Origin of the sequence: Citrobacter sp. RHBSTW-00944 (genome assembly GCF_013615435.1) — a bacterium.
GTDB classification, from domain to species: domain Bacteria; phylum Pseudomonadota; class Gammaproteobacteria; order Enterobacterales; family Enterobacteriaceae; genus Citrobacter; species Citrobacter braakii.
On the sequence record NZ_CP055418.1, the window covers coordinates 601,627 to 627,010 of the forward strand.

The following is a 25,384-nucleotide window of genomic DNA, read 5'->3' on the forward strand; positions in this document are numbered from 1 at the left end:
CCCTCTCCCGAGATGGAGAAACTCCCCTTTCCGGTAAGCCTGTCTTTCACTGTCTTACCGGAGCAGTAAGACAGTGACGTTCTGACGTCCCTGTTGTGAATTTAATATTGCCATCAGGTAAGGCTTTGCCACGCCTGAAGGATTTACTGCGCCTGTTGAGACTGGCGCAGAGGGACTGCCTATGTTCAAAAATATTACTCGCCAGCTATTTGCCCGGCTAAACCGTCATTTACCACACCGTCTGGTGCATCGCGATCCGTTGCCTAATGCCCAGACCGTTGCCAGCACGCCGATCCCGCCATCGCTGAGCGAACATTGTCTGAAAATGGCGCTGATGGACGAAGCCGCGCTGTGGAAAACGTTTGGCGCGCACCCGGAAGGATTAAATGCCGCAGAAGTGGAAAACGCTCGCGAATTACATGGTGAGAACCAACTGCCGGCGCAGAAGCCGTCGCCGTGGTGCGTGCATCTGTGGGTCTGCTACCGTAACCCGTTTAATATTTTGTTGACCATCCTCGGTGCGATTTCCTATGCCACCGAAGATCTGTTTGCCGCTGGCGTCATTGCTCTGATGGTCGTCATCTCTACGTTACTGAATTTTGTGCAGGAGGCGCGTTCCACCAAAGCGGCAGATGCGCTGAAAGCGATGGTCAGTAACACCGCTACGGTGCTGCGCGTTATCAACGAGAAAGGAGAGAACGGCTGGGTTGAACTGCCGATCGACCAGTTAGTTCCCGGCGATATCATTAAGCTGGCGGCAGGGGATATGATCCCGGCCGATCTGCGTGTGGTGCAGGCTCGTGACCTGTTCGTGGCCCAGGCTTCGCTGACCGGTGAATCGCTGCCGGTGGAGAAAGTCGCAACCAGCCGCGACCCGCAGCAAAGCAACCCGCTCGAATGCGATACCCTGTGCTTTATGGGCACCAACGTGGTGAGCGGCACGGCGCAGGCCATCGTGATTGCGACCGGAGCCAATACCTGGTTCGGGCAACTGGCGGGCCGCGTCAGCGAGCAGGAAAGCGAGCAGAATGCTTTCCAGAAAGGGATCAGCCGCGTCAGCATGCTGCTGATCCGTTTTATGCTGGTGATGGCGCCGATTGTGCTCATCATCAACGGCTATACCAAAGGCGACTGGTGGGAAGCGGCGCTGTTTGCCCTGTCTGTCGCGGTGGGGCTGACCCCGGAAATGTTGCCGATGATCGTCACCTCGACGCTGGCGCGTGGGGCGGTGAAGCTGTCAAAACAAAAGGTCATCGTCAAACACCTCGACGCTATTCAGAACTTTGGCGCGATGGATATCCTGTGTACTGATAAAACGGGTACCCTGACACAAGACAAAATTGTACTTGAGAATCATACAGATATATCTGGTAAGCCCAGCGAGCACGTCCTGCATTCTGCGTGGTTGAACAGTCATTACCAGACCGGGTTAAAGAATCTGCTGGATACGGCAGTGCTGGAAGGCGTGGGCGAAGAATCAGCCCGCCAGCTCTCTACCCGCTGGCAGAAAATTGATGAGATCCCGTTTGACTTCGAACGCCGCCGCATGTCGGTGGTGGTCGCTGAAGAAGCCGATGTGCATCAGCTGGTGTGCAAAGGCGCGCTGCAGGAGATCCTCAGTGTCTGCACCCAGGTGCGCTATAGCGGTGAGGTTGTCCCGTTAGATGACAACATGCTGCGTCGGGTGAAGCGCGTCACGGATACGCTGAATCGCCAGGGGCTGCGCGTGGTGGCGGTGGCGACGAAATACCTGCCAGCGCGTGAGGGCGATTACCAGCGTATTGATGAATCAGATCTGATCCTCGAAGGCTATATCGCGTTCCTCGATCCGCCGAAAGAGACCACCGCGCCAGCGCTCAAAGCGCTGAAAGCCAGCGGTATTACGGTGAAAATCCTGACTGGCGATAGCGAGCTGGTGGCGGCGAAAGTGTGTCATGAAGTGGGGCTGGATGCGGGTGATGTGGTTATCGGTAGCAACATTGAAGGGTTAAGCGACGATGAGCTGGCAACGCTGGCCCAGCGCACCACGCTGTTTGCTCGTCTGACGCCGATGCACAAAGAGCGCATTGTCACGCTGCTCAAGCGCGAAGGTCATGTGGTTGGCTTTATGGGGGATGGCATTAACGATGCCCCGGCGCTGCGCGCGGCGGACATTGGTATCTCCGTTGACGGCGCGGTTGATATTGCGCGTGAAGCCGCTGATATCATCCTGCTGGAAAAGAGTCTGATGGTGCTGGAAGAAGGGGTGATCGAAGGACGCCGTACTTTTTCTAACATGCTGAAGTATATCAAAATGACGGCCAGTTCTAACTTCGGTAACGTGTTTAGCGTGCTGGTGGCGAGCGCCTTCTTACCGTTCCTGCCGATGTTGCCGCTGCACTTACTGATTCAGAACCTGCTGTACGATGTATCCCAGGTGGCGATTCCGTTTGATAACGTCGACGAAGAGCAGATCAAAAAGCCGCAGCGCTGGAATCCCAGCGAGTTGGGGCGCTTTATGATCTTCTTTGGACCAATCAGCTCGATCTTCGACATTCTGACATTTTGCCTGATGTGGTTCGTCTTCCATGCGAATACGCCAGAACATCAGACGTTGTTCCAGTCTGGCTGGTTCGTGGTAGGCCTGTTGTCGCAAACGCTGATTGTGCATATGATCCGTACCCGCCGCGTGCCGTTCATCCAAAGCCGCGCCGCATGGCCGCTGATGCTGATGACGCTGGTGGTCATGGTGGTAGGCATTGCATTACCGTTCTCGCCGCTGGCCAACTATCTGCAATTGCAGGCGCTGCCGCTGAGCTACTTCCCGTGGCTGATTGCGATTCTGGCGGGCTACATGACGTTAACCCAGCTCGTGAAAGGTTTTTATAGCCGCCGCTACGGCTGGCAGTAATCCTCAACTTCTTTGCAGGAGGGTGTTAATACTCTCCTGCATTTCTCTTTTTCATTCGAAAGATATTCTCCCGAAATATTGGTGTTTTATTTTTATTGAAATGCTAACGCGGGTAATTAGTATCAAATTGCCTTCTTTGCGTTGTTTTTTTATCAATAAAACGATCTGCGTTGCAAAAATGAAACAGCGTGCTAAAAATTATAAGCATCTGCGATTTTTTGTGAACGCAGTCATCGAAATAAATTGTTACACCAGTTAGTCTGCGCAGGTAACGTCGTTAAGAAAGTTTCTCGCTGCCCGTTTTTAATTCCGGCAGTCATTTGCTCTGCAAGCTATTCCTGTTAATGGATATTATGAACTTCTGGAGAAGGACAAATGAAACTGACAAAAAACCTGTTAAGTCTGTGTATTGGCGCGTCTGTATTACTGGCGAGTCATGCAACGCTGGCACAAACCTTTCGCGCCGCAGATGTGCATCCGGCTGATTACCCGAACGTTGTTGCAGTGAAACATATGGGGGAGAAACTTAGCGCCGCGACCGAAGGTCGTCTGGAGATCAAAACATTTCCAGGTGGTGTGTTAGGCGATGAAAAACAGATGATTGAACAGGCGCAATTAGGCGCCATTGATATTATTCGCGTCTCAATGACGCCAGTTGCCGCAATTCTCCCTGAAATAAACGTGTTTACCCTGCCATATATTTTCCGCGATGAGGACCATATGCATAAGGTTCTCGACGGCATGATTGGTCAGGAGATTGGCGACCGTCTGACAGCCAATACCAAATCACGACTGGTGTTCCTTGGCTGGATGGATGCGGGAACGCGCAACCTGATCACCAAGAATCCGGTAGTGAAACCGGAAGATTTGCACGGCATGAAAATCCGCGTTCAGGCCAGTCCGATAGCGCTGGATACCCTAAAAGCGATGGGCGCTAACTCCATTGTGATGGGCGTCAGTGAAGTATTTAGCGGCATGCAGACCGGCGTTATTGATGGTACGGAAAATAACCCGCCAACGTTTGTTGCGCATAACTATTTGCCGGTCGTGAAAAACTATACCTGGAGTAAACACTTTATTATTCCTGAGCTTTTTCTGTTCTCGAAAGCCAAATGGGATAAGTTAAAAAAAGAAGACCAGGAACTCATTATTAAACTCGCTAAAGAAGCCCAGGTAGAGCAACGTAAACTTTGGCAGGATTATAATGCGAAATCGCTGGAGACCATGAAAGCCAACGGTGTTCAGTTCCACGATATTGATACGGACTATTTCTATAAAGCCACGCAGTCAGTACGGGATAATTACGGTAAAGACCACCAGGATTTGATCAAACGTATTCAGGATGTGAAGTAATTCATCGGGTGGAGGATATCAATCCTCCGCCTGAGTCTTTTGATTAATTCGAGGTGATGATTATGGGTGAATGCTATTCATCGGTAATGGATTTTCTTTATCGAGTGTCAATGTGGATTGCCGGTATCGCATTATTGGTTATGGTCGCCATTATCCCTATTGGCATATTCGCGCGTTATGTCCTGAATAACGCGCTGTCATGGCCTGAGCCAGTCGCCATTCTTTGTATGGTGACATTCACCTTTATTGGCGCGGCGGTGAGCTATCGCGCAGGTTCGCATATCGCGGTAAGCATGGTGACTGACCGTCTGGGGGAATCTTCCCGCCGTTACTGCTCGGTAGTCGCAGACGTTATGTTAATGGCGATAAGCCTGTTCATTCTGTGGTACGGCTCCATGCTATGCCTCGAACTGTGGGAACAGCCCGTGGCGGAATTCCCAATTTTAAGCGCCGGGCAAAACTATCTCCCGTTGCCGATTGGCTCTGCTATTACGCTGCTGTTTATCGTTGAGAAGATCTGCCGTGGCTCGCAGTACCAACGTCCTGTTGTCATGCTGGGATCGACCAGCTAGTTACCGCCCCCATTTCAGAAAGGAAAGCAGATGGATGCATTTATTCTCGTCTTTACGCTCGGCATTATGCTGGCGATTGGGGTACCGGTAGCGTACGCGGTTGGCATTAGCGCCATCATTGGGGCCTGGTACATTGATATTCCGCTGGAAGCGGTGATGATCCAACTGACCAGTGGGGTGAACAAGTTTTCGCTACTGGCGATCCCGTTCTTTATTTTGGCCGGGGCTATTATGGCCGAAGGGGGCATTGCGCGGCGGCTGGTAAACTTTGCCTATATTTTCGTTGGCTTTATTCGCGGCGGGCTGTCGCTGGTCAACATTGTGGCCTCGACCTTTTTTGGCGCAATTTCTGGATCGTCGGTGGCCGATACCGCGTCTATCGGTTCGGTAATGATCCCGGAGATGGATAAAAAAGGTTATCCGCGCGACTTTGCTGCAGCGGTCACTGCCAGCGGCTCGGTGCAGGCGATCCTCACGCCGCCGAGCCATAACTCGGTTATCTACTCGCTGGCAACGGGCGGGACGGTGTCGATTGCCGCGCTGTTCATCGCCGGGATCCTACCGGGCCTGCTGTTAAGCTTCAGTCTGATGGTGATGTGCGTCGCTTTTGCGCACAAACGCGGTTATCCAAAAGGGGAGCGCGTACCGTTTCGCCAGGCGCTGAAGATATTCGTCGATACGCTGTGGGGCTTAATGACCGTTGTGATCATCATGGGCGGTATCTTGTCAGGTATCTTTACCGCGACGGAATCTGCGGCGATTGCCTGTCTGTGGGCCTTCTTTGTCACCATGTTTATCTATCGTGACTATAAATGGACTGAACTGCCGAAGCTGATGTTCCGTACGGTGAAAACGGTCACTATCGTCATGATCCTGATAGGTTTTGCCGCCGCGTTCGGTGCCGTCATGACCTATATGCAGTTGCCGATGCGTATCACCGAAGCTTTCACCAGCATCTCGGACAACAAATACGTCATCCTGATGTGCATTAACATCATGCTGTTGCTGATCGGTACGCTGATGGATATGGCGCCGCTGATCCTGATTTTGACGCCGGTTTTGCTACCGGTGACCAACGCGCTCGGCATTGATCCGGTCCATTTTGGGATGATCATGCTGGTGAATTTAGGGATCGGCCTGATAACGCCGCCGGTAGGGTCGGTGCTGTTTGTGGCCAGTGCGGTGAGTAAGCAGAAAATTGAGCAGGTGGTGAAGGCGATGCTGCCGTTCTACTTCGTGCTGTTCCTGGTGCTGATGATCGTCACGTACATTCCGGCGATTTCGCTGTTCCTGCCGAGACTGTTTGGTGTGATGTGATAAATGCCCGGTGGCGCTCGCGCTTACCGGGCCTGCAAACTATGCTTGCGTAGGCCGGATAAGGCGAAGCCGCCATCCGGCACAAAAAGACTTAGCGACGAACGGCGATCGCTTCAATCTCGATTTTCACGTCTTTCGGCAGACGGGCAACTTCCACGCAAGAACGCGCCGGGAAAGTGGCGTTGTGCTCGGTGAAGAACGCTTCGTAGGTCGCGTTTACGGTTGCGAAATCGTTCAGGTCTTTAACGAAGACGGTAGTTTTTACGATGTCGCCCACTTTCAGGCCTGCTGCTTCAACGATAGCTTGTACGTTTTCCAGCGACTGACGCGCCTGAGCGGACACGTCTTCCGATACGGCACCGGTTTTCGGATCGACCGGGATCTGACCGGAAGTGATTACCATGCTACCCAGGTCAACGCCCTGAACGTATGGGCCGATTGCTGCTGGTGCATTTTCCGTCGCGATAGTCTTGCTCATGATTTCTCCTGAATTACAGCGGTAATAGAATGTTCCCGGCCATTATAGGGAGCCGGGAAATCATTACCAACACCAATTAGTTGGCCAGCACCACATAATGCGAAAACTCTTTTTCACAGTATTTGCATTTGAGTGCGATGTCATCAGCGCGCTTTTTCACTGAAAAACTGGACGAGACTGGTTCAGCATGGCTGATGCAGTTGCTGTTCGGGCAAACCAGCACGTTATCGATACGTTCAGGCAGGCTCGGACGTGATTTACCCACCACGTCATAATCGTCAATGCGGTTTACCGTTGCCTGCGGAGCGTACAGGGAGAGCTGGTTTACCTGCTCGTCGGTCAGGAACGTATTTTCGATTTTAATCAGGTCTTTACGGCCCATTTCGCCAGATGGCAGGTTCAGGCCGATGGTGATACGCTGGTCGGTTTCAGTCAGTTTGAACAACGTCAGCAGCTTAAAACCAACCTGTGCGGGAATATGGTCAATTACGGTGCCACGTTTGATGGCTTCAACCTGCAGTTTGTTATCGTGTGTCATCTCTTTTTCTCCCTTACAGTGCCAGTTCGCTATTCAGTACCAGTGCCAGTAACGCCTGGCGGGCGAAGATGCCGTTGCCAGCCTGCTGGAAATACCAGGCGTGCGGCGTCTTGTCGACGTCGGTGGTGATTTCATCGATGCGCGGCAGCGGATGCAGCACCTTCATGTTCGCTCTGGCACCGTTCAGATCGCTGGCACGCAGAACAAACTGTGCTTTCACGTTGGCGTATTCGGACGGGTCCAGACGCTCTTTTTGTACGCGGGTCATGTAGAGGATATCGACCTCCGCCATTACCTCTTCGATAGTGCCATGCAGGCTCCAGGCGATACCTTTTTCATTCAGCATGTCCAGAATGTATTGCGGCATGGCCAGCGCGTCCGGGGCGATGAAGTAGAAGCGGTTACCTTCGAACTTTGCCAGCGCCTGGGTCAGGGAGTGGACGGTGCGGCCATATTTCAGGTCACCCACCATGGCGATTTGCAGATTGTCCAGGCGGCCCTGCGTTTCCTGAATGGTAAACAAATCCAGCAGCGTTTGGGTGGGATGCTGGTTGGAACCGTCGCCGGCGTTCAGTACCGGCACGTTACCGGAGAACTCTGTTGCCAGACGCGCGGCGCCTTCCTGCGGATGACGCATCACGATGGCGTCGACATAGGTGCTGATGACGGAAATGGTGTCGGCCAGAGTTTCGCCTTTTTTGCCAAGCGACGTGTTGCTGCTGTCAGAGAAACCCACCACGCTGGCGCCCAGACGGTGCATGGAGGTTTCAAAAGATAAACGGGTGCGGGTTGACGCTTCAAAGAAGCAACTGGCGATGACCTTATGTTTTAACAGCTCGGGCTGCGGGTTAGCTTTTAATTTCGCCGCCGTCGCGAGGACCAGATTAAGGTCATCGCGGCTGAGGTCGTTTATGGAAATGATGTGTTTTTGATAGAGCGGGTTAGCCATGTTTATCTCCTGACGCCTGGGCAAAAAAAAAGCCCCTCAATTGAGGGGCTCGGAATGGGTGATCAACGGAAAGAAAAACGGCAGGCCAGCGTCCTTTTTCAGACGCGGTAAGACAAAATGTCGTACACACTGAACCATACATCCTCCCGGCAAATTGTCCGCGATTATACTCAGCTCCGTTATGGGATCAAGCGAAAAATGCACTATTTATTCATCGCAAACGGTTCTTATGAATTTTAATTCATTTTGAATAGATAATTAATCTGCTTATGGATCAGGCCCGTTCGCTGTACCACCCGCGGCGCGACCCAGACAATACTGCTACCGGCAATGACGCCGAGAATTTCTGGCAACGCGTGATAATCGAGGATTCTGGCTACGGCGCGACCATAGCCTGCCGCCGTGTGGATGAGGATAAACTCGCTATTGTGTTCCACGCTGACCACCATTTCAGCAATCGATCGGGCAGCATCAGGCGCGGGTCGTGATTGCGGATTTACAGAATAAATTTTTTGCCCTTTTGTATTTCTTATTTTTATAGCACCGAGCAGTTTCAGCAGACGAGATACCGTTGACTGGCTAATCCCGGTGAAACCATGGTGTTGTAGATCGCGGCGAAGCGCTTCCTGAGACAGGTAGCTTTTTTCGCTAATCAGGCGCTGACAAATCGCCAACTGTTTCTGCTCTTTGGTCGAGTAATCATCGAATTCCTTCATAAAAACACCCTAAATTTATCATTTGTATCAATGCGATGGCGAAATTCACCACATTTGCAGTATCAATAACGGCTCAAACGGGCGGTTGTGCAGAAAAACGAGAGCGCGCTCAAAAAAGCCGTCGTGATCCGACGGCCAGCAGGACTACAGCATCGCGCCGATACTCAGAACAACCATGTTCAGCACCGTCAGAATTAGCAGCAGTGGTGCGACCCATTTCAGGTAGCGCACATAAGGAACACGAGCGATGGCCAACCCACCCATCACAACCGCTGAGGTGGGGGTAATCAGATTCACAATGCCGGAAGCGGATTGATACGCGGTGACGACCAGATCCCTTTGCACATGGGCGAAGTCAGCCAGCGGGGCCATAATGGGCATCGTGAGCACCGCCAGGCCAGACGAGGAAGGGACCAGGAAGGAGAGCAAGACTTCCAGCCAGTAAGTCACATTGATGAAAATGGTGGTGGACAGACCGGAGACTAAATTTTCGGCGCTGTGCAAAATGGTGTGGGTGATCATACCGTTGTCCATCACCACGACGATACCGCGCGCAATGCCGATAATCAGCGCCACGCCGAGCAGATCCCGTGCCCCGTCAATGAAGGTACTGGTGAATGCTTCTTCACTCATGCGGGCAATCACGCCGACGATAATCGCAGATGCCAGAAAAACCCCAGATATTTCAGCCATCCACCAGCCGAGCACCGCGACGCCATAAATCATCACTGCAAAGGCGGTGGCGAATATCAGCAGGATCCACTTACGCGTAGCCGTGAATTCAAGATTGGTATTGGCGCGACTACCGAGAAAATGGGCACGGTTTTCCTCCATTTTATCGGCCACGATGGAAAGCTCAGGATGGCTGCGAACTTTCCGTGCATAGCGCATGACCCATACCACACAGATAACATAGCCGACGACCAGCAGCAGAATGCGCATCAGCATTCCCTGGGTGAAGGGGATCCCGGCGGCGTTAGCGGCGATAACCGTTGCGAAAGGGTTGATTGTTGAACCGAGGGTGCCGATGCCTGCGCCAAGCAAAACGGTTGCAGCAGCAACCAGTGGATCAAAGCGCGCAGCCATCATGACCGGAACCAATAAGGTGTAGAAAGGGAGTGATTCTTCCGCCATGCCGTAAATCGTGCCTCCGGCGGCGAAAAGTCCCATCAGGATGGGGATCATCCACTCTTCTTTGCCGTTCAGCCTGACCGTCACGCGTTCGATGCCTGCGTCGATGGCGCCCGTTTTGTTTACCACGCCGAGAAACCCGCCAATAATCAGGACAAACAACGCCACATCAATCGCGCCTGCGGTGTAGGTTTCGTGGTTATAAAGCCCGTCAATCGGAGCCAGCAGTACAGCCGTTAAACCTTGTGGATGCGCCTCTGTTGGGGCATAGGTACCGGCAACCGGCACTTCTTTGCCCAGGGTGGCATTCATCGCCATCTGGTATTTCCCGGCAGGGACAATCCAGGTCATAACGGCGACGAGCGCAATGAGAATAAACAGGATGGTATACGCGCTGGGAAATTTGAATTTGCCCATGATGTTCTCCGGATAGCTTGGGCATATGCCGCCAGGCGACACATGCCCGCTGGGGTTAGTCGCCGAGTGTCGCTACCATGACCGCTTTAATGGTATGCATCCGGTTTTCTGCTTCGTCGAAGACGATGGAATGCGCTGACTCAAATACCTCATCCGTGACTTCAAGCCCTTTCAGGCCGTAAGCCGCTTCGATTTCACGGCCCACTTTGGTGTGCTCGTTATGGAAGGCGGGCAGGCAGTGCATGAATTTCACATTGGGATTGCCGGTCGCATCGATGACCTGCTGGTTAATTTGATAAGGCGTCATCAGGCTGACGCGTTCTGCCCACGCCTCTTTGGGTTCTCCCATCGAAACCCAGACATCGGTGTAGAGAAAGTCCACGTCGTAAACGCCTTCCTCAACATCCTCTGTGAGCGTAATGCGCGCGCCCGTCACGCTGGCGATTTCACGGCATTCGGCAACCAGCGCCTCGTCCGGCCAGAAGGATTTCGGTGCGACCAGACGAATATCCATCCCCATTTTCGCCGCGCCGACCATCAGCGAATTGCCCATGTTATTGCGGGCGTCACCAAGGTAAGCGAAGCTCAGTTCGGGTAAGGTTTTACCCGGGGCGTGTTCCAGCATGGTCATCAGATCCGCGAGGATCTGCGTAGGGTGGAATTCATTCGTCAGCCCGTTCCAGACCGGCACACCAGCGAACTGCCCCAGTTCTTCCACGATCTCCTGGCCGTAGCCGCGGTATTCAATACCGTCATACATGCGACCTAACACGCGGGCGGTATCTTTCATCGACTCTTTATGACCAATCTGCGAGCCGCTTGGGCCAAGGTAGGTCACCTGTGCGCCCTGATCGAAAGCGCCGACTTCAAAGGCGCAGCGGGTGCGAGTTGACGTTTTTTCGAAGATTAGCGCGATATTTTTACCGACCAGCGTTTGCCTTTCGCGTCCGGCTTTTTTTGCCGTTTTTAACCCGATAGCCAGATCGATCAGGTACTGGATTTCCGTTGGGGTGTAGTCCAGCAATTTGAGAAAATTGCGATTTTTCAGGTTAACAGTCATGAAAATATCCTTATGTAGGCTGGATAAGGCTTCGCTTTACCCAGCAAAAAAAGCCTTAAGCGTTAACATCATTGGCTTCGCGCCGAATTAGCGTGCCTTTGTCACCGGCGAGAATGGCCGAACCGTCAGCCAACGAGCCGATGCCAGCAATCCCGTGACAGTGAGAGACAAATTCCGCGCAGGCGGTGACTTTGGGGCCCATTGAACCGGCGTCGAATTGCATTTCGCCGAGCCGTTCCGGCGTAACCTGGGCCAGCGGGCGCTGGGTAGGTTTGCCCCAGTCGAGATACACCGCATCGGCATCGGTCAGGATCAGCAGCGCATCGGCGTGGATTTGTTTGGCGAGCAGGGCGGCGGAGAGATCTTTGTCGATCACCGCTTCAATACCGTGGTAGCCATCGGCTTTTTCCACTACCGGTACGCCGCCACCGCCGTTGCAGATAACCAGATGATCGCGGGCGATCAGTGTGCGAATGGCGTCACTTTCCACGATTCGTTTGGGTTGTGGAGAGGGCACAACACGGCGGAACGCTTTACCATCGGCTTTGAAAACCCAGCCTTTTTCCGCCTGTAACGCGTTGGCCTGGGGTTCGTCATAAATCGGCCCGATATATTTGGTGGGATTGCTGAAGGCCGGATCGTGGGCATCGACTTCAACCTGAGTCAGCAGGACACTAATTTCACGCTGTGGGAGCTGGTTTTTCAGGGCCTGTTGCAGCATATAGCCAATCATTCCCTGACTTTCTGCGCCGAGAATATCGAGCGGATAGGGGGTGACGTTGGCATAAGCACTGTTTTGTAACGCCAAAAGTCCAACCTGCGGGCCATTGCCGTGTACCAGAATTACGCGCCACTGCTGCGTGAGTTGAGCGAGAGTTCTTGCCGCCAGCTCAATATTCTTGCGTTGGATGTCGGCTTCCAGCGGTTCGCCGCGTTTGAGTAGCGCATTGCCGCCCAGCGCCACAACCAGGGTAGGTTTGTTTTCCATAACGTCTCCTTAAATACCGTCGCGTTCCAGCGGGCAACTCATGCAGCGCGCACCGCCGCGCCCACGTCCCAGTTCGTCGGCAGGAATGGGTAAAACAGTGATGCCAGCTTTGTCGTATTTCTCGTTGGTCCAGATGTTGCGTTCGTAGCCCACCACAACCCCAGGGCGCAGCGTCAGAACATTGTTCGCGTCATTCCACTGTTCGCGTTCAGCTTCGAAGGCGTCGCCACCGGTGGTGATCAGATTGATCTGGTCGAGGCCAAGTGCTTTTTCGAGGGCATGTACCAGCGTACTTTCCTGAGTGCGTTTCAGGCCGCCACGCCCGTCTGGTGTCAGGGTCCAGCACTGGACATCCGGGCGCACCACTTCCGGGTAGACGGAGAAGGTATCGATATCGATGTGGGTCATGACGGTATCGAGGTGCATACAGGAGCGATGTTTCGGCAGTTCGACTGCGATGACGCGTTCTGCCTGGCGATGCTTAAATAGCGACTGGGCAAGGAATTCAATGCCCTGCGGCGTGGTACGTTCCGACATACCGATGAGAACTGCGCCGCGACCAATGACCAGCACATCCCCACCTTCTAATGTGGCGTGGTCGTAATTAATATTTTCATCGCCGAAATATTTAATAAAATCACCATCGGCAAATTGTGGATGCCAACGGTAAATCGCCCGCAAGTTATTAGTTTCTCGTTGACGTGCAGTTTTTGCCATCGGATTAATGGATACGCCGTTATATATCCAGCATGAGGTGTCGCGGGTAAATAAGTGGTTTGGTAATGGCTTCATAATAAAGTCATTAATATCGTGAGTATCGACCACCATATTTTTGATTGAGGCAGGAATTTCTCCGTATGTCAGCCCACCGCTTAAATGTCGGGCGAGCTCCCGGTGCTGCATATCTGCAAGCCAGGCGCGAATATCCGTGGCGAAAGCGGGGCCAAGGCGATAATCAGAAATTTGTGTATCCAGTAGCCAGCTTTTGGCATCGGGGATATCCAGGGTTTGTGTCAATAAATCAGTGAGTAACAGAACCTCAATTCCCTGTTGACGTAACGTGTTGGCGAAAATGTCATGCTCTTCTCCTGCACGTTCTACCGAAAGAACATCATCAAAAAGCAGTTCCTGGCAATTTGACGGCGTCAGCCTTTTTAGGCTGAGGTTAGGGCGATGTAGCATTACGCTACGTAATTGACCGATTTCAGACCCGACATAATGCTTTTCCATCATTATTCCTTTAATACAATTTTAAAAAATAAAGAGGAGGTGCCTGCAAATAATGTTTATTGCAGTCATGGTTTTTCAGCTGATTTCAGAATCTATATTTAGATCTTATCTGATATAGAAACGTGATTCATTTCACAGTCAGGTCGATGTTTGGCATTTGTTGTTTAATTTATGAGATGGCTCTGAGAATTTAAAAAATAAAAACATGAATAATTGAATTACTACGCAGGAATATGTCTTGTTATTTAACTGTGTTAATTTTATGTACATATCTAAATATTTAATAAATTAAATAGTGCGTTGATTTTTATATGTTTTTCTATATTTAATGAATTTTTATGCGAATCTATTATTTTATTATTTGTGCTGTAAGGTTTATTTCAAAATAAATATGACGATGAAGAAAGATAACGAAGGAGACGTAAACTGTGATCGATTGCTGGTTTTTCTAACAAAGCTTTCTATAACAGTGAGTTAGTGACTGAGTTGAAAAGTATGAGACGAAAGTTATGCAGAGTTTATGCATAACCTGTTGCTGGCTATTAGCAATTATTTAACATCATCAGCGATAAACATGCGTTGACGCAAAATATCGGCAAATAGCAGTGGTATGGCAGACCGTTTTTTCGTATAACAACCAAAATGAAACGATGTTTTAATTAAGGGGTTTGAAATGATTGTCGGCAATATTCACAACCTGGATGCCTGGCTGCCGGAAGAGCTGCGTCAGGCGATTGAGCACATTAAAGCGCACGTGACGGATGCGACGGAAAAGGGTAAGCACGACATCGACGGCGAACGTCTGTTCTATCTGATTGCTGAAGATATGACGGAGCCGTTTGCGCAGCGCCGCGCCGAATATCACGCTCGTTATCTGGATATTCAGATTCTGCTCAAAGGTCAGGAAGGCATGACTTTCAGCACGCAGCCTGCGGGCGCACCGGAAACTGACTGGCTGGCGGATAAAGATATCGCCTTCCTGTCGGAAGGCGAACAGGAGAAAACGGTGGTGCTGAATGAAGGTGACTTCGTCGTCTTTTATCCGGGCGAAGTGCATAAACCGCTGTGCGCGGTCGGCGCTCCGGCGCTGGTACGCAAAGCCGTGGTGAAAATGCGGGTAGCATAAACCAGTTTGCCGGGTGCGACTTACCCGGCCTACGGAAGTACGATGGTAGGCCGGATAGGGTGCGTCAGCATCGCCATCCGGCAATTCAATCGCGCAACGCTATGATTTGGAAAGCGTCGCGACCATCACCGCTTTGATGGTGTGCATTCGGTTTTCCGCCTGATCAAATACGATACTGGCGGGTGACTCAAACACCTCGTCGGTCACTTCCATGCCGCCGTGCAGACCATATTCCTGCGCCATTTGTTTGCCAAGCGTGGTTTGATCGTCATGGAACGCGGGCAGGCAGTGCAGGAATTTCACCTGCGGATTGCCGGTCAACGCCATCATCGCGCTATTAACCTGGTACTTACGCAACTGCGCAATACGTTCGGCCCATTTCTCTTTCGCTTCGCCCATCGATACCCAGACGTCGGTATAGATGAAGTCCGCGCCTTTCACGCCCGTGGCGACATCTTCGGTTAGCGTTATATTGCCGCCGTTTTTCTGTGCCAGCGCTTTACACTCCGCAACGAGGCTTTCCTCCGGCCAGCAGGCCTGGGGCGCGACCAGGCGCAGATCCAATCCGGTTAACGCAGCGGCTTCCAGCATGGAATTGCCCATATTGTTGCGGGCATCGCCGGTGTAGACCAGCACCATCTCATTAAACGCTTTACCCGGCAGGTGTTCCTGCATCGTGAGTAAATCCGCCAGCAGTTGGGTAGGGTGAAATTCGTTGGTTAATCCGTTCCAAACCGGAACTCCGGCATATTCCGCCAGCGTCTCGACAATTTCCTGACCGTGGCCCCGATACTGAATACCGTCGTACATACGACCGAGTACGCGGGCGGTGTCTTTGATCGACTCTTTATGACCAATCTGGCTGCCGCTCGGCCCGAGATACGTCACGCGCGCGCCCTGATCGTATGCGGCAACTTCGAAAGAGCAACGGGTGCGGGTTGAGTCTTTTTCGAAGATGAGCGCGATGTTTTTACCGGTGAGTTTAGCGACCTCGGTACCGTTTTTCTTATCCGTCTTGAGCTGCGCGGCGAGCTGGAGCAGTGACGTGAGTTCAGCAGAGGTGAAATCAAGCAGTTTCAAAAAATGTTTCTGATAAAACGCAGACATAGTTCCCTCACATGGCTTAGGCCATTTATTGAATTAAAATTCAATTTATATGGATGTTTATTCATTTGCAACCTTGTTTAACAAATCTTTCCTGGAAAGGTGGAGGCAATGACAGCGGTATGTGACAATAAGAGTATCGGCAGGATATTATGAGGAATGAGCCATGGCAAACCCGGAACTACTGGAAGAACAGCGTGAAGAAACGCGCTTGATTATTGAAGAGTTACTCGAAGATGGCAGCGATCCAGACGCGCTGTACACCATCGAGCATCACCTTTCCGCGGACGACTTTGAAACCCTGGAAAAAGCGGCAGTAGAAGCCTTCAAGCTGGGTTATGAAGTGACCGAGCCGGAAGAGCTGGAAGTGGAAGAGGGCGACACGGTTATTTGCTGTGACATCCTGAGCGAATGTGCTCTGAATGCCGAGTTGATCGACGCTCAGGTTGAGCAACTGATGAACCTGGCTGAAAAATTTGATGTGGAATACGACGGTTGGGGCACCTATTTTGAAGACCCGAACGGCGAAGAAGGTGAAGACGGCGACGATGAAGACCTCGTCGACGAAGATGATGACGGCGTGCGTCACTAAGTCATCTGCTGACCTACGGTAGCGTCTGCTGCCGTAGGCCAAGGATAACGTATGGATTACCTGCAAATACTTTCCCCGATCCACAACTTCCTGCACTGTAAAACGCCCCAGGCCTGGCTTGATAAAGCGCGAGCCCCGGCGAATCTCCCTCTGTTACTGACGGATCATCTCGTCTGCGAGCTGAAAGCGGCGCAAACGGCCATGCTGCTGGTGCGTAAGTATGTTGCAGATAAACAGGGATCGCAGGCGCTACTGGACTGGCTGAAACCCTATGAAGCGTATGCTTTCAGAGAAGGGGATGAACCGGATTTTATCGCGCTGAATAAACAGATAAACAAAAGCGTAATGCCGCAAACTGACGACCCGTGGGGGCGCAAGCTGATCGACAGCATGGTTTTGCTGATCAAAGAAGAGCTGCACCACTTCTGGCAGGTGCGTGAGGCGATGATGAGCCGCAACATTCCCTATGTCAAAATTACCGCCAGCCGTTATGCCAAAGGCATGCTCAAAGAGGTGCGAACCCACGAGCCATTAACGCTAATCGACAAACTGATTTGCGGGGCTTACATTGAGGCGCGTTCTTGTGAACGGTTCGCCGCGCTGGCGCCGTATTTGGATGACGATTTACAGGCATTTTATCTTTCGCTGCTGCGATCCGAGGCGCGGCACTATCAGGACTATCTGGCGCTGGCACAGCAGGTTTCTGCCGACGATATCAGTAGTCGGGTGCGGTTCTTTGGCGAAGTAGAAGCCGCATTGATTACTTCTCCCGACGATGAATTCCGCTTCCACAGCGGCGTGCCAGCCTGACTCTCTTCTCTGACGCGCGGCGCTAATCGTCGCGCGGTTTTACCTTTCCTGTTTCCATTAGCAAAATCTGGTGGCTGGAAATCGCTCGCTGCTGCCGTAATAATCAAAACACACGAAGGGGAAATATATCCCCGCAACAGAGACTGTTTTGCATAAGGATGGTTAATGAACTGGGCACACGTATTGTTGGCGGGTTATATCGGGGCGGTGATTGCTATCGTCGTTGGCATGTTTCGCAAAAAAGGCTGGCTGGGAAAGATCTCCGGCGCGGTGGTTTTTGTGGTAGCGATTGTCGCGTGGAATCTGTTTGATGTGCACTACCTGATCCCGCGCGAAAGCCCTGATTATGGGCTGACGGACGCGCAGAAATTTGAAAATGCGATGCTGGCAATGCCTGTTTATCAGGTACTTAAAGAGCAAGAACCCGCGTTATGGCAGAATATCCTCAACCAGGCAACGCAACTGAAAGAAGCTGGGAAAAGCGAACAACAGATTATCGACGCTATTCAGCCGCAAATCCTGCAGGTACAGATGGCGCGTTTGCAGCAGGCACCCGATGCCAATGTGATTGAGTATATGAAAATTAACCTCGAGCAGATTGCTGCGGTGGCAAAAGTGGGCGATGACGAGTGTTTTCGCTTTCTGTTCCCGGCGGTGAAAGGCGGGATTAACCCGGTGCGTATTATTCCGCGGGAGCTGATGAATCGTCGTATGGCCAGCGACATGAGTATGATGCACGCGGCTTATGGCCCGAACAAACATACGGTTACGGCGCAAGAGAAACAGCTGGCGCTTCAGGATCTGCAATCCATCAGCCCGGGATTGGTACAGCGCTTTGGACCGGATATCCAGATTATGGCTGATCCGAGTAAAGGTGTGGGCAAAGAGAAAGTCGCTTGTGAAATGGTGCAGGATTTATGGTCACAGGTGCTGACGCTGCCAACCGCTCGCGCGGCTGGCGTCATTCGGCTGATGCTCTCCGCCGAAATGCAGTAACACAACCATTGCCCCTCCGGCTGAAGTCAGAGGGGTTTTAACATCCGCACTTCGCAATCCACGTGCCCGGTACAGCCCAGCGCTTCGCTGATATGCTCAAACCCTAAATGTTCATACAGGCGGATTGCCTCGGTCAGAAACGCCGTGGTCTCCAGATAGCACTGTTTGAAACCCTGCTCACGGGCATGTTCGAGGGCCATCAGCGCCAGCTTTTTCGCCAGCCCCTGACCGCGTGCGCTCGACAGGAAGTACATCTTTTGCAGTTCGCAAATGTCCGGTTCGCTACATCCTAACGGCGCAACGCCGCCGCCGCCCACGACTTCACCGTTTTGCTCAACCACCCAGTAGGCCGCGCCCGGCTGGCTGTAAACCTGGAATAGTTCATCCAGATTAGGGTCGGCAACGGTATAGCCCTTATCGGCAGTAAGCCCGTATTCAGCGGAAACTTTGCGGATCACCGCAGCGATAGCGGCATTATCTGCTGCGGTGATTCGGCGCAGCGTAAGCGTGGTGGGTAGCACAACATTCATAATATGGCTCAATTCTAAAAATACACTTATATATTTATTTAATACCACTCTCTTCTGTCGGGTGCAAGACGTTCCTGAATCAGAAAAAATTAAAATACATTGGCTAATTAAAAATAGTATTGTAAACGAACCAGTAAATAAACACTGGTTTTTATTTTTTATCTTAATGGAATTTATATTAGGGATATTGTTCATGAATGATTTTGTTGGTGGCCGGGAAAATCAACGGCACACATTTATTTTTATCGGTAAAGGATGGCGGTACTTTATTATTTGCATTGTCAATTTTTTGCTGTGTTGTATTACTCTGGGTATTTATACGCCGTGGGCGATAGTGAAATGTCGGCGTTATATTTACGAGAATATGACTCTCAATGGCCAACCCTTTACCTATAAGGCGACTGGTGGCGCGATATTCGTAAGCTTCTTGTCGATTATGGTGGTTTATGGTGCCAGCATGAGTTCTATTGCTAACGGCAGTCCTCTCGTTGGTTTTACTTTGATTGGTTTACTGGTAGCTGTCCTTCCATTAATGACCATAAAAAGCCTGCAGTATCAGGCGATGATGACGTCGCTTAACGGTGTGCGTTTTGGTTTTGACTGCTCACAATTACATGCATGGCTTTTTTTACTGGTTGTGCCAGTGGTGCTTGCTGCGGTGAACTGGGGAGTGATTTATCTTCTGATACTTGCCACCGACTGGATTGAGGGCAGTACTGGAATGCTTATCAGAATAGCATTTATCGCGTTGGTGGGAATTGTGGGCATGGGTATCACCTACGGTATTACCTATGCAAAATGGATGCAGTTAGTGGGTAATGGCGGTAATTTTGGTATTCACCGCTTTACTATTAACGTCAATATGAAAGCAAGCATAGTGGGGTGTATTAAAGCCGTGCTGGTACTGCTGCCATTTGTTGTTGTGATTGTCTGGCTAATTGCCCCTATTTTTCTGCAAATGGTGATGTTGGCTGTGTTAGGCGTGGCCGACGACGAATTTATCCTGGAGAATCAGAGCAGAATAATGGCGAGTTATTTTCTCTATTTCGCCGGAATTATTGTGGTTGGAAGCTATTTATACACCACGCTACGTAATCTGTTCATGAATAACCTGGCGCTGGCCGAGGGTAAAATCCGCTTTCATTCTTCCGTCACTGCACATGGCCTGATCTGGCGTTTTGTTCTGGTGTTGTTTATTTCAGGCATCACGTTTGGGCTAGCTTATCCGTGGATGAAAATGTGGCTGGTCAGTTGGCTGGCCAGTAACTCCCATGTACAAGGGGATTTGGATGCGCTGGAACTGACTGACCATACAGAGGCGTTGGAAACAGGTCCGGCGATGTGGGTATCACGTGGTGTGATGACCTACTTCCCGTTCATCTGATACAACAAGGCCGGAGCATGCTCCGGCCTTTAATACGTGTATAACGTCAACGGCTATTACAGCGCGGCGATGACCGCCTGCTGTTCTATCAGCTTCGCTTTCGCTTCCGCATAACCGTCCAGTTTCTCACGCTCTTTGGCGATAACTGCTTCCGGTGCGCGAGCAACGAAACCTTCGTTGGAAAGTTTGCCTTCGATACGGGCAATCTCACCTTCGATTTTCGCCACTTCTTTCGCCAGACGCGCCAGCTCATCTTCTTTATTGATGAGGCCAGCCATCGGGATCAGCAGCTCGGCGCCGTCGATGATTTTGGTCACGGAGACCGGACCTTTGTCATCGGCTGGCAGTACGGTGATGTTTTCCAGACGCGCCAGGTTCAGCAGGAAGCTACGGTTATCGTTCACACGGCGCATCGCATCAGCGCTGCAACCGCGCAGCAACAGTTCGAGCGGTTTACCTGGGGCGATGTTCATTTCCGCACGGATGTTACGTACGGCAACGATCGCCTGCTTCAGCCATTCGGTATCAGCCAGTGCGGCTTCATCAACCTGTGCGGCGTTATATTCCGGGAACGGCTGCAGCATGATGGTGTCGGCGGTAATACCGGAAATCACCTTCACGCGCTGCCAGATGGTCTCGGTGATGAACGGGATGATCGGATGCGCCAGGCGCAGCAGACCTTCCAGAACGGTGACCAGCGTATTGCGGGTGCCGCGCAGTTCAGACTCGGAACCGCCGTTCATTACCGGCTTGGTCAGCTCCAGATACCAGTCGCAGAACTGGTTCCAGGTGAATTCGTACAGAATGCCCGCGGCGATGTCGAAGCGGAAGTTGTCCAGCGCTTCGCGGTACGCTTTGATGGTCTGGTTGAATTCAGCAAGGATCCAGCGATCCGCCAGCGACAGGGTCATTTCGCCGCCGTTGAAGCCGCAATCCTGGTCTTCGGTGTTCATCAGCACAAAGCGGCTGGCATTCCACAACTTGTTACAGAAGTTACGGTAACCTTCCAGACGTTTCATATCCCAGTTGATGTCGCGACCGGTAGAGGCCAGCGCCGCCAGGGTGAAGCGCAGTGCGTCGGTGCCGTGCGGCTCGATGCCGTCCGGGAACTGCTTCTCGGTACGCTTGGCAATCTTCTCGGCCAGCTGCGGCTGCATCATGTTGCCGGTACGTTTCTCCAGCAGTTCTGCCAGGGAGATACCGTCGACCATATCCAGCGGGTCAATGACGTTGCCCTTGGATTTGGACATCTTCTGGCCTTCGTCGTCGCGGATCAGACCGGTCATGTAGACGGTCTTAAACGGCACTTGCGGCTTGCCGTTTTCATCTTTGATGAAGTGCATGGTCATCATGATCATGCGGGCAATCCAGAAGAAGATGATGTCGAAACCGGAAACCATCACGCTGGTTGGGTGGAACTGACGCAGCGCGTCGGTGTTTTCCGGCCAGCCCAGGGTAGAGAAGGTCCACAGTGCGGAGGAGAACCAGGTATCGAGTACGTCTTCGTCCTGGCGAAGCTGAATGTCGGCACCGAGGTTGTTTTCCTGACGCACTTCGTCTTCAGTACGGCCGACGTAGACGTTGCCGTCGTTGTCATACCATGCCGGGATACGGTGACCCCACCACAGCTGACGGGAAATACACCAGTCCTGAATATCGCGCATCCAGGAGAAGTACATGTTTTCGTACTGCTTCGGTACGAACTGAATGTCGCCGTTTTCAACCGCTTCAACCGCCGGTTTCGCCAGCACGTCGGCACGGACGTACCACTGGTCGGTCAGCATCGGTTCAATAACCACGCCGCCACGGTCGCCGTAAGGTACGGTCAGGTCGTGCGGTTTAATTTCTTCCAGCAGGCCCAGCGCATCAACGGCGGCAACCACCGCTTTACGCGCGGCAAAGCGCTCCAGCTTCTGGAACTCAGCCGGGATTTCATTGGAATAAACGTCGGACTCTTCGCCTTTGGTGTCGTACACTTCCGCGGTTTCACGGATGTCGCCGTCAAAGGTCAGAATATTGATCATCGGCAGGCCGTGACGTTTTCCGACTTCGTAGTCGTTAAAGTCGTGCGCCGGGGTGATCTTCACGCAGCCGGTGCCTTTTTCCATATCAGCGTGTTCATCGCCGACGATGGGAATGCGGCGGTTAACCAGCGGCAGAACAACAAATTTGCCAATCAGATCTTTATAACGCGGATCTTCCGGGTTGACGGCCACGCCGGTATCGCCCAGTACGGTTTCCGGACGGGTGGTGGCGACGACCAGGTAATCTTTACCATCAGCGGTTTTCGCGCCGTCAGCCAGCGGATAGCGGATGTGCCACATTGAGCCTTTCGACTCGCGGTTTTCCACTTCCAGGTCGGAAATCGCGGTGCGCAGTTTCGGGTCCCAGTTCACCAGGCGCTTGCCACGGTAAATCAGGTCTTCTTTGTACAGGCGAACGAAGACTTCTTTCACGGCATTGGAAAGACCTTCGTCCATAGTGAAGCGCTCGCGCTCCCAGTCAACGGAGTTGCCGAGACGGCGCATCTGGCGGGTGATGGTGCCGCCGGATTCCGCTTTCCACTGCCAGATTTTGTCGATAAACGCTTCGCGACCGTAGTCGTGGCGGGTTTTACCTTCTTCAGCGGCAATCTTACGCTCAACCACCATCTGGGTTGCGATACCCGCGTGATCGGTACCGGCCTGCCACAGGGTGTTTTTACCCTGCATGCGCTGGTAGCGGATCATGGTATCCATGATGGTTTGCTGGAAAGCATGACCCATATGCAAACTGCCGGTGACGTTCGGCGGCGGGATCATGATGCAGAAGGACTCTTTGCTTTCATCGCCGTTAGGTTTGAAATAGCCCTGCTTTTCCCAGTGCTCGTAAAGCGGCTGTTCGATATCTTGTGGGTTGTATGTCTTTTCCATTATTTCCAGGTTGCCGTATTCAGGTTAAAACCAGCCACGCGGTAAGCTTTGTAGCGATCGCGTGCCGATTGTTTCAAAGAATCTTCGTAAGGGACGAAGTCTATCACTTCTGTGAAAGCGGTGGCAAAATCTGCAAAGCCAACGCGCAAACTGATAAGCAGGTCGCGCGGGCTGCTGTTGCGTTTCTCCGGCCAGGCAATTTCTACCGGTGCGCCGCCTCTGGGGCCTTCACCTGCCAGATTATGCGGAACAAAGCTTTCTGCCGGTCTTGCCCACAGGGCTTCATCCAGTCGAAGAGCCTGCTTTTCGTTTTCGCAGGCGATCAGCACGCGCTTGCCAGCACGCCAACGTTCTGCGGCAATTTCACACACCAACTGCTCGACGGCGCTTAAGCCATCGTGTTGCGTGTCATTGTCCAGAAGATAGAAAGTTGCGTTTCTCATATATGGGGCTTCTTCTGGTGAATTTAAATGCGTTGCCATGATGCACAACCTTAGGCCGGATGGCGTTGCGCTTATCCGGCCTACGGGTCTTATTGCTTGTGCTTACCGCCTTACTCTTCGCCGTTAAAACCGGCACGATTGAGCAGGAACTGCGACAGCAGCGCCACCGGACGACCGGTTGCGCCTTTGGCTTTCCCTGAACGCCATGCGGTACCGGCGATATCGAGGTGCGCCCAGTTGTACTTACGGGTAAAGCGTGACAGGAAGCAGCCCGCGGTAATGGCGCCGCCAGGACGTCCGCCGATGTTCGCCATATCCGCAAAGTTGGACTCTAGCTGCTCCTGGTATTCATCACCCAGCGGCAAACGCCACGCGCGGTCGCCAGCCTGTTCGGACGCACCGATCAGCTCATGCGCCAGCGGGTTGTGGTTCGACATCAGTCCGGTGATGTGATGGCCCAGCGCAATCACGCACGCGCCGGTCAGGGTTGCGACGTCAATCACCGCTTCTGGCTCAAAGCGCTCGACGTAGGTTAATACGTCGCACAGGACCAGACGGCCTTCGGCATCGGTATTGAGAACTTCAACGGTCTGACCAGACATGGTGGTCAGCACGTCGCCTGGACGATACGCACGGCCACCCGGCATGTTTTCGCAGCCTGCCAGCACGCCGACGACATTGATTGGCAGCTGAAGCTCGGCCACCATGCGCATCACGCCATATACCGCTGCCGCGCCGCACATGTCGTATTTCATCTCATCCATGCCTTCGGCAGGTTTGATGGAGATACCGCCGGAGTCAAAGGTTAACCCTTTACCGACCAGCACGATCGGACGCGCGTCTTCGGATGGATTGCCTTTGTACTCGATGACCGACATCAGCGACTCATTCTGCGAGCCGTGACCGACGGCCAGATAAGAGTGCATGCCCAGCTCTTTCATCTGCTGCTCACCGATCACGCGGGTTACAACATTTTTGCTGTAGCTGTCTGCCAGTTGGCGCGCCTGAGAGGCAAGGTAGGCGGCGTTACAGATGTTCGGCGGCATGTTGCCGAGATCTTTTGCCGCTTTAATGCCGGCGGCGATCGCCAGACCGTGCTGGATCGCACGCTCACCGCTGGTCAGTTCCCGGCGGGTCGGTACGTTGAAGACCATTTTACGCAGCGGACGACGCGGCTCGCTTTTGTTGGTCTTCAGTTGATCAAAGCTGTACAGCGTTTCCTGTGCTGTCTCAACGGCCTGACGCACTTTCCAGTAGTTATTGCGCCCTTTGACATGCAGCTCAGTCAGGAAGCAGACGGCTTCCATTGAGCCAGTATCATTCAGCGTATTGATGGTTTTCTGAATGACCTGCTTGTACTGGCGCTCATCAAGCTCGCGCTCTTTGCCACAACCAATGAGGAGAATTCGCTCAGACAGAACGTTAGGAACATGGTGCAGCAACAGGGTTTGACCTGGTTTGCCTTCCAGTTCGCCACGACGCAGCAGTGCGCTGATGTACCCGTCGCTGATCTTGTCGAGCTGCTCTGCAATCGGAGAGAGACGGCGTGGTTCAAAGACACCCACGACGATGCACGCACTCCGTTGTTTCTCCGGGCTACCGCTTTTTACACTGAACTCCATGCACTACGCTCCTGAATCTTAAAGACAACGGCGGTGGCTACGGATAGAATTGCAAGCTTTCGTAACTCATACCCGCTGTTGCGGTGACTTCGTGTTAATCTTAACGTTATTACGGCATTGGCACGTCAGAACAATTTCTGAGAGGTGGATCCGTTGAGTATAATGATCTTAGCGACGATTTCGACGACTCAAGAGAATAAATGACGTTTAAGCCATGAAACAAGCT

General features: G+C 52.3%; 25 protein-coding genes. 11 read left to right on the plus strand and 14 right to left on the minus strand.

Annotated features, from left to right (window positions below; translation table 11 throughout):
* The first annotated feature begins 181 nt into the window (after nt 1–181).
* The 4 genes from mgtA (at nt 182) to HV334_RS02880 (ending at nt 6,132) form a co-directional block, all read left to right on the plus strand.
* Entirely contained in the window at nt 182–2,890 is a 2,709-nt protein-coding gene (mgtA, locus tag HV334_RS02865) for a magnesium-translocating P-type ATPase (RefSeq protein ID WP_181221155.1), read from the plus strand.
* A 375-nt stretch (nt 2,891–3,265) separates the two neighbouring features.
* A complete protein-coding gene (locus tag HV334_RS02870) occupies nt 3,266–4,243 on the plus strand; it encodes a TRAP transporter substrate-binding protein (protein WP_016151488.1) in 978 nt (325 codons plus the stop codon).
* A gap of 62 nt (nt 4,244–4,305) precedes the next feature.
* Nucleotides 4,306–4,815: a TRAP transporter small permease gene (locus HV334_RS02875; protein ID WP_047499903.1), complete on the plus strand. Its 510-nt coding sequence runs from the start codon at nt 4,306–4,308 to the stop codon at nt 4,813–4,815.
* A gap of 30 nt (nt 4,816–4,845) precedes the next feature.
* Nucleotides 4,846–6,132: a TRAP transporter large permease gene (locus HV334_RS02880; RefSeq protein ID WP_181221156.1), complete on the plus strand. Its 1,287-nt coding sequence runs from the start codon at nt 4,846–4,848 to the stop codon at nt 6,130–6,132.
* Nucleotides 6,133–6,223: 91 nt separating this feature from the next.
* On the opposite strand, the gene ridA is transcribed toward HV334_RS02880, so the two are convergent.
* The 4 genes from ridA to HV334_RS02905 all read right to left on the minus strand — a co-directional run bounded on the left by ridA (nt 6,224) and on the right by HV334_RS02905 (nt 8,239).
* On the minus strand, nt 6,224–6,610 hold the full coding sequence (ridA, locus tag HV334_RS02885) for a 2-iminobutanoate/2-iminopropanoate deaminase (RefSeq protein ID WP_016151491.1): 387 nt from the start codon (nt 6,608–6,610) through the stop codon (nt 6,224–6,226).
* A 76-nt stretch (nt 6,611–6,686) separates the two neighbouring features.
* Nucleotides 6,687–7,148, minus strand: a complete 462-nt coding sequence (gene pyrI / locus HV334_RS02890) for an aspartate carbamoyltransferase regulatory subunit (protein WP_016151492.1) — start codon at nt 7,146–7,148, stop codon at nt 6,687–6,689.
* 13 nt (nt 7,149–7,161) lie between these two features.
* On the minus strand, nt 7,162–8,097 hold the full coding sequence (gene pyrB, locus HV334_RS02895; protein ID WP_016151493.1) for an aspartate carbamoyltransferase: 936 nt from the start codon (nt 8,095–8,097) through the stop codon (nt 7,162–7,164).
* A complete protein-coding gene (locus HV334_RS02905) occupies nt 8,090–8,239 on the minus strand; it encodes a hypothetical protein (protein ID WP_230131637.1) in 150 nt (49 codons plus the stop codon). Before HV334_RS02905 ends, pyrB begins: the two co-directional genes overlap by 8 nt.
* Between HV334_RS02905 and HV334_RS02910 the strand changes: the two genes are divergently transcribed.
* On the plus strand, nt 8,215–8,337 hold the full coding sequence (locus HV334_RS02910; RefSeq protein WP_085951096.1) for a hypothetical protein: 123 nt from the start codon (nt 8,215–8,217) through the stop codon (nt 8,335–8,337). The genes HV334_RS02905 and HV334_RS02910 overlap by 25 nt on opposite strands.
* Here HV334_RS02910 and HV334_RS02915 read toward each other — a convergent pair.
* From HV334_RS02915 to arcA, 5 genes are all read right to left on the minus strand, one after another.
* The gene (locus tag HV334_RS02915; RefSeq protein ID WP_047499901.1) at nt 8,334–8,813 is read right to left on the minus strand and encodes an arginine repressor; all 480 of its coding nucleotides are present in this window, start codon (nt 8,811–8,813) and stop codon (nt 8,334–8,336) included. The two genes, HV334_RS02910 and HV334_RS02915, sit on opposite strands and share 4 nt — an antisense overlap.
* Before the next feature lie 144 nt (nt 8,814–8,957).
* On the minus strand, nt 8,958–10,361 hold the full coding sequence (locus HV334_RS02920; protein WP_103766883.1) for a YfcC family protein: 1,404 nt from the start codon (nt 10,359–10,361) through the stop codon (nt 8,958–8,960).
* A 55-nt stretch (nt 10,362–10,416) separates the two neighbouring features.
* Entirely contained in the window at nt 10,417–11,421 is a 1,005-nt protein-coding gene (gene argF, locus HV334_RS02925) for an ornithine carbamoyltransferase (RefSeq protein WP_181221157.1), read from the minus strand.
* A 55-nt stretch (nt 11,422–11,476) separates the two neighbouring features.
* The gene (gene arcC, locus HV334_RS02930; protein WP_103766881.1) at nt 11,477–12,409 is read right to left on the minus strand and encodes a carbamate kinase; all 933 of its coding nucleotides are present in this window, start codon (nt 12,407–12,409) and stop codon (nt 11,477–11,479) included.
* A gap of 9 nt (nt 12,410–12,418) precedes the next feature.
* A complete protein-coding gene (gene arcA / locus HV334_RS02935) occupies nt 12,419–13,639 on the minus strand; it encodes an arginine deiminase (protein WP_181221847.1) in 1,221 nt (406 codons plus the stop codon).
* Nucleotides 13,640–14,312: 673 nt separating this feature from the next.
* Here arcA and HV334_RS02940 point away from each other — a divergent pair.
* Nucleotides 14,313–14,765 (plus strand): YhcH/YjgK/YiaL family protein, encoded by a 453-nt coding sequence (locus tag HV334_RS02940; RefSeq protein ID WP_181221158.1) that lies wholly within the window; start codon nt 14,313–14,315, stop codon nt 14,763–14,765.
* A gap of 99 nt (nt 14,766–14,864) precedes the next feature.
* On the opposite strand, the gene argF (HV334_RS02945) is transcribed toward HV334_RS02940, so the two are convergent.
* Entirely contained in the window at nt 14,865–15,872 is a 1,008-nt protein-coding gene (gene argF / locus HV334_RS02945) for an ornithine carbamoyltransferase (protein ID WP_016155574.1), read from the minus strand.
* A 163-nt stretch (nt 15,873–16,035) separates the two neighbouring features.
* Here argF (HV334_RS02945) and rraB point away from each other — a divergent pair, with 163 nt between their 5' ends.
* From rraB to HV334_RS02960, 3 genes are all read left to right on the plus strand, one after another.
* On the plus strand, nt 16,036–16,461 hold the full coding sequence (gene rraB, locus HV334_RS02950) for a ribonuclease E inhibitor RraB (RefSeq protein ID WP_016151501.1): 426 nt from the start codon (nt 16,036–16,038) through the stop codon (nt 16,459–16,461).
* 51 nt (nt 16,462–16,512) lie between these two features.
* The gene (gene miaE / locus HV334_RS02955) at nt 16,513–17,271 is read left to right on the plus strand and encodes a tRNA isopentenyl-2-thiomethyl-A-37 hydroxylase MiaE (protein WP_181221159.1); all 759 of its coding nucleotides are present in this window, start codon (nt 16,513–16,515) and stop codon (nt 17,269–17,271) included.
* Between the two features lie 165 nt (nt 17,272–17,436).
* Nucleotides 17,437–18,267 carry a topoisomerase II gene (locus HV334_RS02960; RefSeq protein WP_109017739.1) on the plus strand — a complete coding sequence of 277 codons (831 nt, stop codon included), beginning with the start codon at nt 17,437–17,439 and terminating at the stop codon, nt 18,265–18,267.
* A 26-nt stretch (nt 18,268–18,293) separates the two neighbouring features.
* On the opposite strand, the gene HV334_RS02965 is transcribed toward HV334_RS02960, so the two are convergent.
* Nucleotides 18,294–18,797, minus strand: a complete 504-nt coding sequence (locus tag HV334_RS02965; RefSeq protein ID WP_019078256.1) for a GNAT family N-acetyltransferase — start codon at nt 18,795–18,797, stop codon at nt 18,294–18,296.
* Between the two features lie 193 nt (nt 18,798–18,990).
* On the opposite strand from HV334_RS02965, the gene HV334_RS02970 reads away from it, so the two are divergent.
* Nucleotides 18,991–20,181, plus strand: coding sequence for a DUF898 family protein (locus HV334_RS02970; protein ID WP_181221849.1), 1,191 nt, complete (start codon nt 18,991–18,993; stop codon nt 20,179–20,181).
* Between the two features lie 56 nt (nt 20,182–20,237).
* Here the strand turns inward: HV334_RS02970 and valS are convergent, their stop codons facing one another.
* The 3 genes from valS to pepA all read right to left on the minus strand — a co-directional run bounded on the left by valS (nt 20,238) and on the right by pepA (nt 25,158).
* Nucleotides 20,238–23,093: a valine--tRNA ligase gene (gene valS / locus HV334_RS02975; RefSeq protein ID WP_181221160.1), complete on the minus strand. Its 2,856-nt coding sequence runs from the start codon at nt 23,091–23,093 to the stop codon at nt 20,238–20,240.
* Complete coding sequence (holC, locus tag HV334_RS02980) at nt 23,093–23,536, minus strand: DNA polymerase III subunit chi (RefSeq protein WP_016151505.1); 444 nt, start codon at nt 23,534–23,536, stop codon at nt 23,093–23,095. Before holC ends, valS begins: the two co-directional genes overlap by 1 nt.
* A 110-nt stretch (nt 23,537–23,646) precedes the next feature.
* A complete protein-coding gene (gene pepA / locus HV334_RS02985; RefSeq protein ID WP_003025870.1) occupies nt 23,647–25,158 on the minus strand; it encodes a leucyl aminopeptidase in 1,512 nt (503 codons plus the stop codon).
* A gap of 153 nt (nt 25,159–25,311) precedes the next feature.
* Between pepA and HV334_RS25135 the strand changes: the two genes are divergently transcribed.
* Nucleotides 25,312–25,362, plus strand: a complete 51-nt coding sequence (locus tag HV334_RS25135; RefSeq protein WP_212723231.1) for a hypothetical protein — start codon at nt 25,312–25,314, stop codon at nt 25,360–25,362.
* Nucleotides 25,363–25,384: the final 22 nt, after the last annotated feature.